The organism is Paenibacillus sp. 598K (assembly GCF_003851045.1).
In the GTDB taxonomy this organism is placed as follows: domain Bacteria; phylum Bacillota; class Bacilli; order Paenibacillales; family Paenibacillaceae; genus Paenibacillus_D.
In genome coordinates this window covers 23,461-24,975 of record NZ_BFBX01000096.1, presented here as the reverse complement: position 1 = coordinate 24,975, position 1,515 = coordinate 23,461, and the positions used below count along the sequence as shown (strand labels likewise).

2 protein-coding genes are annotated in these 1,515 nt (G+C 65.3%); both read right to left on the bottom strand.

Going from position 1 to position 1,515, the window contains the following annotated elements; all coding sequences use genetic code 11:
* Positions 1-892 (bottom strand): AAA family ATPase (locus PA598K_RS25695; protein WP_148091994.1); only part of this gene is annotated, 892 nt, incomplete at its 3' end.
* On the bottom strand, positions 849-1,515 hold a 667-nt coding region (locus PA598K_RS25690; RefSeq protein ID WP_185602230.1), incomplete at its 5' end, for an exonuclease SbcCD subunit D. The genes PA598K_RS25695 and PA598K_RS25690, both read right to left, overlap by 44 nt.

The window sequence follows — 1,515 nt, the reverse complement described above, 5'->3', positions numbered from 1 at the left end:
CCGCCAGCTTGCGCTCCAGCAGCTCGAACCGCTCATTGAGCGCCTGCGCCTGATGATACGCCTCCGTCTGCGCCCGGAAGCTCTCGCTCTCCTCGCGCAGCCGCCCCTGCAGCGCCGCAGCCTGCTCGGCGATGTGAGTCAGCTCCTGGTCCAGCGCCTCCAGCACCTGCTGCGTGTTGTAGTGCTCCTGCTCATGCAGCACGCGCCGCAGCATCGAATCCTCCCGATCTGCCAGCGCCCCCTTCACCTGTCCGATGTGATACTCCAGCATCCCGGCCAGCTCAGTGAGCCGCTGCTGCATCGCCTTGCGGCGCTCGCCGAGCCGATCCGCCACCACCTTGTACAGCCCCGTCTTGAAGATGCGCCGCAGGATCTCCTCCTTGTCCTCCGTCTCCGAGGTGAGCAGCTTGCGGAACTCTCCTTGCGGGAGCATGACGATCTGGCTGAACTGATCCTTCGTCAGACCGATCAGCTCGCGCAGCTTGGCATCGATCTGCGAGACGATGAAGCGGTCGGTCAGCGGCCGCTCCTCGGTCCCGTCCTGCTCGTACAGCTCGTACCGCTCGCCGGTCGCGCTCTTGTTGCCCGCCTTCACATGCGAGAGCTGGCGCAGCACGCGGTAGACGCGCCCCTTCAGCTCGAATACGAAGTCTACAGCAGTATGTACGTCATCCTCGGCGAACTGGCTGCGGAGCATCCGGCTGTCGCTGCGGTCCTCGCCGCTGGCGTCGCCGTATAGCGCAAAGCAGATCGCGTCGAAGATCGAGGTCTTGCCCGCCCCGGTATTGCCCGAGACGACGAACAGTCGATGATGCAGCAGCTCCCCGAAGTCGATCTCCTCCCGGTCCTTATACGGACCGAATGCCGTCATCGTCAGCTTTAACGGTCGCATCGCGCTCCCCCTCCTCCCGGTATACATCCTCCATCGTCTCGATGAACAGCCGTTCCGTCTCTGGCGACAGCTCCGTTCCCCGCACATCCTGATAAAACGCCTTGAACAACGACAGTCCGTCCATCCGCGCCCGCCCCTCCGTCATCTCTGCCTCCTGGCGCAAGCCGGGCAGCGTCAGCTTGCGCTCGACGTGCATCGCGTTGGGGTAGACCGAGCGGATGCGCTCCATCGCCGACAGCACCGGCCCGTCATCGAGCAACCGGACGAACACATAGTCCTCGTCGATCGGATGCCGCTCGATATCCGCGATCCGACCCTCCACCGTCCGCATATCGCGCAGCGGCGCCAGATGCCGCTTCTCCACCGCCGCCGCCCCCGTCGCGTCCAGTTCGACGACGAGGTAGCCCTTGCGGTGATGCTCCTCCGAGATCGAGTACTTGAGCGGCGACCCGGCATAGCGGACGCGTTCGTCGCCGACATGGTGGGCCTGGTGCAGGTGGCCGAGCGCCGTGTAGTGGAAGGGGGCAAAATACGCCGCATTGACATGCTCCGCTCCGCCGATCGAGAGCGGGCGCTCGGAGTCGCTCGTCCCCTCCTGCGGCTCGCCGCGCGGCGTCACGAAG